The sequence below is a fragment of the Flavitalea flava genome (assembly GCF_054461575.1).
This window is the reverse complement of sequence record NZ_JBTLQH010000090.1, coordinates 1-7,991: the sequence shown is the minus strand read 5'-3', so window position 1 is coordinate 7,991 and position 7,991 is coordinate 1. Positions and strand designations below refer to the sequence as shown.

The window sequence follows — 7,991 nt, the reverse complement described above, 5'->3', positions numbered from 1 at the left end:
GTATGCCGGTTAGGTTAAAAGGGTAATCTACATTCAAATGGATCCAAAAAAGAGGCGCCTCCCCATAAGGATAAAGCTCCTTGTAAAAATCCTGGTAATCCTGCGGCGTAAGGTCGCTGGGTTTTTTTGTCCAGGCCGGGTTCGGATTATTGACCTTTTGGTCTTCGAACGTGATCGGAACAGGGAGGAAACGGCAGAATTTATTAAGGATTGACCGGATCCGTTCCGCGTTCAGGAATTCATTACTTTCTTCGTTTATATGCAGGACAATATCCGTTCCCCTTTCCGTTTTATCGGCGTTTTCCAGGGTATATTCAGGACTCCCGTCACATTCCCATTTCACGGCCTGCGATTCTTCTCTGAAACTCTTCGAGATCACTTCGACCCGCTCGCTTACCATAAAGGCCGAATAGAAACCCAACCCAAAGTGTCCGATAATATTTGCCTCATTCTGCCCCTTGTATTTATTCAGAAACTCTTCAGCTCCGCTAAAAGCAACCTGGTTCAGGAATTTATCCACTTCTTCAGCAGTCATCCCGATCCCTTTGTCCGAAATTGTGATCGTCTTTTTTTCGACATCCAGCTGAATGGTAATTCCAAGGTCTCCCAATTCCCCTTTAGCCTCACCTATGGAGGAAAGCGTCTTTAATTTCTGGGTAGCATCCACTGCATTACTGACCAGTTCCCGGATGAAAATATCATGATCGCTGTACAGGAATTTCTTGATAATAGGGAAAATGTTCTCCGTTTGAACACGAATACTTCCTTTTTGCATAGTTCTAAGATTTTATGAAGGCATTTAAATAATAGGCATTAATCGATGCAAGGCCCCAGAGAACAAACAAAATGCCATTTCACCTAAACTGACACACTGTCAATGCTTTTTGTAAAATACTGATAATCAATATATTTGTTTATTTTTAAGATAGGTTGGATTAAATTAACTATACCTTTGGTTTAAATCATGCCATTCTGCAGTCCTGACTTCCTTCTTTTCCTAACCTTCCCAATTCCTGAAAACTTTATCCATTCTGCCTTTGCCCTTTGTTCCAAATACATTACCTTTGCAGCCCGTTTGAATTTTTTTATTATTTAACCAAAAATCAGGGATCACAATGAACAATTATGAATTGATGGTGATTTTTACCCCTGTGCTATCTGAGGAGGACTATAAAGCCGCCCAGAAAAAATACACTGCCTTCGTCAAAGATAACGGAGGAGAAGTGGTGCACGAAAATCCCTGGGGTCTTAAATCACTGGCGTATTCCATCCAGAAAAAAACTACCGGTTTATACTGGGTTCTGGAATATAATGCGCTATCCGACTTCAATGAGAAACTGAAAATTCAGATTCTCCGCGATGAAACCGTGTTACGTTTCATGGCTACCAAACTCGATAAATACGCCTTCGAGTACAATGCCAAAAGGAAAAAAGGCGTACCTACAGGAACCGAAAAAGTGGGGGCTTAACCAATGGCAAAAGCAAATGAAATTAAGTACCTGACGGCTATCAAACCTGAGAAACGTGCGAAGAAATTCTGTCGTTTCAAAAAGTATGGTATCAAGTATGTGGACTATAAGGACGCTGAGTTCCTTAAGAAATTCCTGAACGAGCAGGGTAAGTTATTGCCCCGCCGCATTACCGGTAACTCCCTGAAATATCAGCGTAAGGTTTCCGAAGCGGTGAAAAAAGCCCGTCAGATGGCATTATTGCCTTATGTAACAGACCTTTTAAAGTAACCTCACCCTAATCCATACCCCTGCCCCTAAAGGGGAAAAGAGGGGGTTGGAAACAGTCCGGCAATAACCGTGATTGGGAAATCGGTGAACAAACAAAACAGTATGGACGTCATTTTAATTCAAGATGTAGACAACCTGGGAGCCGCTCACGAAAAAGTGGGAGTAAAGAACGGTTATGCCCGTAACTACCTGATCCCCCGCAAACTGGCCGTTGAAGCTAATCCTTCTAACCTCAAACAACTGGAAGAAAGGGTCAAACAACTGAAGAAAAAAGAAGCGAAACTGCTGGCTGAGATCAATAAGGTGATCGAGGTCCTGAAGTCTTCTCCTCTTAAGATCGGAGCCAAAACAGGCACCAGCGGAAAGATCTTCGGTAGTGTAACCACGGTTCAGATTGCCCGAGCCATCCGTGACCAGAAAGGTTACGAGATCGACCGCCGCAGGATTCACATTATCGATGAAGTGAAGGAACTGGGTACTTATAAGGCTAAAATCGATTTCGGGAACAGCAATGAAACCGAAGTTGAATTCGAAGTAACGGCCGAATAGGTTGTAGACTATTGATTTATAAGGTATAAACTCAATTATTTTGAAAGCTCGTGAATTATTCACGAGCTTTTTTATTAATATTAAGGGTAAACAGCGAATTCTTTAAAGAAAATCAAACCGGAACAGCTACTAAATCGTTTTTTCACGGTAGGAAAAACGGCCGAAACCCCCTATAGGGGTAATTTTCAGAGATTAGGCACAAAATTTCACTAAGTAATAAAAATCCCTATCTTTACAATAGCTCTATTATTTTTAGTTTTATTGTGTGCTGTCGTAACTTTCTTTTCAGTCAGATCCCTCAGTTCATTGCATACTAATAGTAGGTAGAGTGAGTTTTTTTCATTTTTTAATTTTTTGTACAATGAACATTTATGTAGGCAACCTCTCATGGCAAATGACCGATGAGGATCTAAGGAACCTTTTTGAACAACACGGCACCGTTGCGTCTGCCAAAATTGTTAAAGACAAAGTTTCAGGCCGTAGCAAAGGCTTCGGTTTCGTTGAAATGGAAGACGACGGCGAAGCACAACAAGCTATCACTAATCTGTATGACAGTGAAGTGATGGGCCGTAAAATCATCGTAAACGAATCACAGCCAAAACAACAAGGCGGTGCTAGCGGCGGTGGCGGTGGTTACAAAAAGAGAAGCTTCGGCGGCGGTGGCGGCGGAGGTGGTTACAAAAAAGGTGGTTACGACCGCGGCAGTGGCGGCGGTGGCTACAACAGGGATTATTAATTTATTCAATCAATACATCTTTGTTTGTAAAATCCTTTCTGATCCCATTCAGAAAGGATTTTTTATGATCTTTCCTGTTCGCTTTTTATTTGATCACGGCTCATTGATCAGGTTTATTAATGGCAATCAGGCTAATTAATCACATTGATCACTCTTTTTTGATCACAAACAACGAATAGAATGATATTCCACGACAAAAATCCGTTGTTTATCTTCCTGTTATTGGTTTTCTGCCAGCTTACCTGCCAATCCTGTCAGGACCACACTCACCAACAAAAAACCGCTCCGGTTACTCTGGACACCCTTACTGGTCGTAAAAGTATTCAGGATCCCAGTATCCCGGGAGGATTCAGCGCCCAAAAAACGCTGTATTTTGATAGTAGTCAACTACTTCTCTTTATCAAAAAATATCCGCTTTTTGCATCCCGGCAGAAAGATATCCTGCAGTTTTACTCCTCGCGTAACTTTGCCTATGCCTGGTACGATAACAAGGGATTGATCGAGCAGGCAGGAAACCTGTATAACAGGGTCATGAACCTGAGCGATGAAGGGGTTTCCGGCAAGTTTCCCTATAAGGATTCCCTTAATCAAATTTTTAATGAGAGCAGTGCTTCCTCCCGGGAAAACCCACAAACAGAATTGATGCTTACCGCCGGATATTTCACCTATGCCTATCTGGCCTGGGGCGGTTTGAATGAGCGTCAAACCCAATCGATCAATTGGTATCTCCCCCGGAAAAAGTTAAACCTGCCCGGACTTATGGACTCCCTGTTAAAAGACAGCTCCTCCGCCCTGCTCCTAAAGGGATATGTTTACCGGCAATATGGCCTGCTCAAAAACTATCTACAACGGTACAGGGAATTGGAAGCCAGGAATAACTGGCCAATAATAAAAACTGATCGGAAATCGTATAAAGCGGGAGATTCATCCCACACTATCCTTGCCATCCGGGAGAGATTGCAGCTGTTGGGAGATCTTGCAGAAAACTCAGGAAGTCCTCTGCTGGAGCAGGAATTGGAGACGGGCCTGAAGAACTATCAACGTCGACTGGGAATGAAAGAAGATGGCGTTATCGGGCCCGGAACTTTACAGGAACTTAACAGGCCGCTCTCTTCATCGATCCGGCAACTCATTGTAAATATGGAACGATGCCGGTGGGTTCCGGCATCCCTGGATAAGGAGTATTTTATCGTAAATATTCCGGCCTTTGAACTCTTTGTCTATGACGGGGATTCCCTTCTGTTTACTATGAAGGCCGTCGTAGGAAAAGCAGTACACAAAACCGTAATCTTTAACGGAAACTTGCAGTACGTCGTTTTCAGCCCATATTGGAATGTACCCTCGGGGATACTTAAGAACGAAGTCTTGCCGGGCATCCGGAGAGACCCGGGCTATCTCAAAAAACATAACATGGAATGGGTAGGAAATAGTGTCCGCCAAAGACCTGGCCCAGCTAATCCTCTCGGGCAGGTAAAATTCTTATTACCGAACAGTTATGATATTTACCTCCATGATACGCCCGCAAAAACCCTGTTTTCTGAAAATGACAGGGCCTTTAGTCACGGGTGTATCCGTCTCGCCAATGCCCGGAAAATAGCGCACTATTTATTGCGCGATGACCCCAAATGGCCCGATGGCAAAATTGACAGCGCCATGCAGAAAGGAAAGGAACAATGGGTAACCCTTAAAAAACCGGTCCCCGTCTTTATCGCCTATTTTACTGCATGGGTGGACAGAGCGGGAAAACTGAACGTAAGAAAGGATCTTTATAAAAGGGACGACCGGCTGGCAGCCATGTTAATGGATAACGCCGGTCAGGGAGTCAAATATTAGTTAAGAATCCTGATCTTGATGCTCTTGAAACTGGCTTCATTTCCATGATCCTGTAATAAGATATGTCCCTGGGGTGCTTCACCAAAATCCTTCCATACCTTGTATTTGCTAATGGCTACAAGATCCCGGAATTCTTTTGAACCACGTTCGTATTCCAATACCTTAACACCATTCAAATAGTGTTCGACATGGTTATTGGGATATACGATGATACGACCGGAATTCCATTGCCCGATCGGATGAAGGAACCGTTTCTGTTTATTTGCTTTTATCAGGTCATATAAGGAAGACATAGTGCGGTCACCATTAAGCCCCAGCTTGGCATCCGGATGCAAACTATCATCCAGTAATTGATACTCCAGGCCAATAGCCGAACCGGCATTGTTTTCCTGAAGCGTCACAAAATATTTTACACCACTATTGGCACCAGGCGTTAATTTAAAATCGAAGGAAAGATCGAAGGCCTTAAACTCTTCCGTAGTAACAATATCGCCACCATTTGCAGATTCTTTGCCTTCAGAGGAGAGTACTTTCAGTACGCCATCTCCGATCACCCAACCTTTCTCCGGAAATCCGGGCTTATACGCCCCTTTCCAACCGGCAGAAGATTTCCCGTCAAATAAAAGACGCCAGCCATTCTTCTTTTCATAGTTTGTCAGATCATTGGCGATCAGGTTGACAACAAATATGCCCGGGGAAAAAGAAACGGGATCGAGCTTTCCTGTCTTTATACGTATATTCTTAAAGTAAATCTTTTTTCCAACCAGATCCTCTCTGCCGATACCATGCACCTGCAGACCGATAAATCCTTTTTTATCCATCGTGTCAACGAGGTAAGAGATCCCGGATTGATTGATCCAGGTCTTCATTTCTTTGCCAATACATTCGATCCGGATATGGTTATATTCACCTACTTTAAATTTATTTTGCCCTTCAGCATTAAGTGAACCGGGATAAAGCCAGTCTCTTCTGCCTTCATCATAAATTCCCCCTGACCAACGGCGCGAGGAAGGATCGATCTCAAACTGACACCCATAGACTAAGCCCTTTCCCTCATGACCCGCCGGATTGAAATGGCTCCTCACCTGCACCCCTGAATTACTGTTTGTATCGGTTATCTTCACATCCAGCTCAAGGATAAAATCTCCAAATTCTTTTTCTGTGACCAGGAAACTATTCCCGGAATTTGCCACAGTTGTTCCCACGATAACACCTCCTTCCACTTTGTAATCAGCCGTTCCCGCCAATCTTTTCCAACCGGTCAATGTCTTGCCGTCAAAAAGATCGGTCCATCCGGACTCCTGCGCCAAAATACCCGATGAAAGAAAAAGACTGCTCAGGATAACTACAAGTAAATGCTTCATATGGAGGCTGTTTTAATACTGAAAATTAAGTGTGTTTTTACAAGAACCCAACTTCATTCCTTCAACCTGATTGGCAATTCCATCAACCTGGTTGGCAATTAGAAAAAATTATATTCGGGTTTCCAGGACTGAACGGTATGCCCATATAATGCCTCATTCGCTAAATGGACACAACAGGCAGTGGTAGCACCGGTAAGTACATTAGATGCCGGCTGCCTTTTTTGCCTGATGCAGGTATAAAAATCATGAAGGGCATACCATGTGCCATCTTTTAATTTCTCTTTCAGAATGGGAATGCCGCCATCCTGGTTCCATTCAATTTTGGTGGCTCCGGTAACGCCGTCCACCGTTTGTAATGTTTTCCTGGTTTCCGGCTCCGGGTAGTAGACGCCTTCATCAACAAGTAAAGAAACCGTTCCTTTTGTCCCTTTGATCTTAAAAATATATCCTTCCCTGGCATTTGCGCAGGTGGCGCCAAAATTACCTACCATGCCTTCCTTTGCGTAGCGAAGCATTACCTGTACATTATCATAAGTTTCGCGGCCATCTTTATAAAAGTCAACCCCTCCCGTACCAAATATTTCATCGGGGTGCGTAGAAAATGCCCAGTTGATAAAGTCCATCTGATGAGATAACAATTCAGCCACCAATCCTCCGGAATAAGCCTTATACATCCGCCAATTGATCTTTTGCTCCAATTGAGGTTCCGGCACAGCTCTTCGCCAGTTCCAGTTACGATCCCACCGGCAATCGATTTGGGTGACCTTACCCAGATAGTTTTTTTCGATCATCTCCTTTACCTTAAAATACAAAGGAGAGTAGCGGTATTGATGTCCAACCTGCAGCACCTGGCTGGTATATTTCTTAGCCTGTTTGACCAGATCCACCGCCTGTGGAATGGAATAGGTCATCGTCTTTTCCAGGTAAACGTGTTTGCCCGCAGTCAGCGCATCCGTTGCCAGTTCATAATGCAAATTCAACGGGACGGCAATCACCACTGCCTGTATCGATGCATCATCCAGTAATTGCCGGTGATTCGTATATTCTTTGGGGTTAGTTCCTGTATTGATCTGACGTGCTTCCTTCAAACGAAAATCCAGCACATCGCAGATAGCCGCGATCTTGAACTGTTCCGGGTTTTGAGTAAGGATCTTTAAGATCCCCTTGCCCCTGTCACCGCACCCAATCACTCCAATAGATAAAGGGGGCAAGTCCTCCCCAAATGCAAAACCGGATGATAACGTATTATGCAGGAGAAACCCTCCCGCCAATAGACCTGATTGTCTGATAAATTGCCGCCTGCTCATTCATTATATTTAAATCGTCAAGGATCGAAGTCAGTCAGAGGACTAAAGTAAGAACTAAAGTTAAGAATTTAGTATGGAAGGAGACAACACGAATTATGAGCGGATGAATACAGATAACACATAAATAAAATACAGATATAAAGAGCCTTATAGGCACATATGTTAAGAGCAGAGATATATTAAAGGAGGTAGTGTCTTAAGCAAAGGGGATTACAAAGGGGTTCTCCCCTTTGGCGCTACGCACTTATTTTTTTGTGCCCGGAGCGACACATTTAACCCGAGGAGCACCGGGCACAAATGTTAAGAGCAGCGCTAGTTCCTAAAATATAACTACGCTGCTCTTAACCGCTAATGATGGGCCTACGGCCATTGTGCCCTATAGGCACAAAAAAAAGCCCTGTCAAGTAAATGACAGGGCTTCAATGAATATGGCAGCTACCTACTCTCCCGCATTGTGGTGCAG

Annotated in this window: 8 protein-coding genes; 5 read left to right on the top strand and 3 right to left on the bottom strand. The window is 43.7% G+C overall.

The genetic code is table 11. From position 1 onward, the window contains the following. The coding region (gene htpG, locus ACX0G9_RS31170; protein ID WP_459068910.1) for a molecular chaperone HtpG at positions 1-775 on the bottom strand (775 nt) is incomplete at its 3' end. A 340-nt stretch (positions 776-1,115) separates the two neighbouring features. On the opposite strand from htpG, the gene rpsF reads away from it, so the two are divergent. The 5 genes from rpsF (at position 1,116) to ACX0G9_RS31145 (ending at position 4,857) form a co-directional block, all read left to right on the top strand. Continuing rightward, positions 1,116-1,469: a 30S ribosomal protein S6 gene (gene rpsF / locus ACX0G9_RS31165; protein ID WP_459068909.1), complete on the top strand. Its 354-nt coding sequence runs from the start codon at positions 1,116-1,118 to the stop codon at positions 1,467-1,469. 3 nt (positions 1,470-1,472) lie between these two features. Then, the gene (gene rpsR, locus ACX0G9_RS31160; protein ID WP_459068908.1) at positions 1,473-1,739 is read left to right on the top strand and encodes a 30S ribosomal protein S18; all 267 of its coding nucleotides are present in this window, start codon (positions 1,473-1,475) and stop codon (positions 1,737-1,739) included. Between the two features lie 102 nt (positions 1,740-1,841). Next, positions 1,842-2,288, top strand: coding sequence for a 50S ribosomal protein L9 (rplI, locus tag ACX0G9_RS31155; RefSeq protein WP_459068907.1), 447 nt, complete (start codon positions 1,842-1,844; stop codon positions 2,286-2,288). Positions 2,289-2,649: 361 nt separating this feature from the next. Beyond that, positions 2,650-3,024: an RNA recognition motif domain-containing protein gene (locus ACX0G9_RS31150; protein WP_459068906.1), complete on the top strand. Its 375-nt coding sequence runs from the start codon at positions 2,650-2,652 to the stop codon at positions 3,022-3,024. A gap of 180 nt (positions 3,025-3,204) precedes the next feature. Continuing rightward, entirely contained in the window at positions 3,205-4,857 is a 1,653-nt protein-coding gene (locus ACX0G9_RS31145) for a L,D-transpeptidase family protein (RefSeq protein WP_459068905.1), read from the top strand. Here ACX0G9_RS31145 and ACX0G9_RS31140 read toward each other — a convergent pair. Together ACX0G9_RS31140 and ACX0G9_RS31135 are read right to left on the bottom strand one after the other, a co-directional pair. Further along, complete coding sequence (locus tag ACX0G9_RS31140) at positions 4,854-6,221, bottom strand: 3-keto-disaccharide hydrolase (RefSeq protein ID WP_459068904.1); 1,368 nt, start codon at positions 6,219-6,221, stop codon at positions 4,854-4,856. The genes ACX0G9_RS31145 and ACX0G9_RS31140 overlap by 4 nt on opposite strands. A 98-nt stretch (positions 6,222-6,319) precedes the next feature. Then, on the bottom strand, positions 6,320-7,528 hold the full coding sequence (locus tag ACX0G9_RS31135) for a Gfo/Idh/MocA family protein (protein ID WP_459068903.1): 1,209 nt from the start codon (positions 7,526-7,528) through the stop codon (positions 6,320-6,322). Positions 7,529-7,991 lie beyond the last annotated feature (463 nt).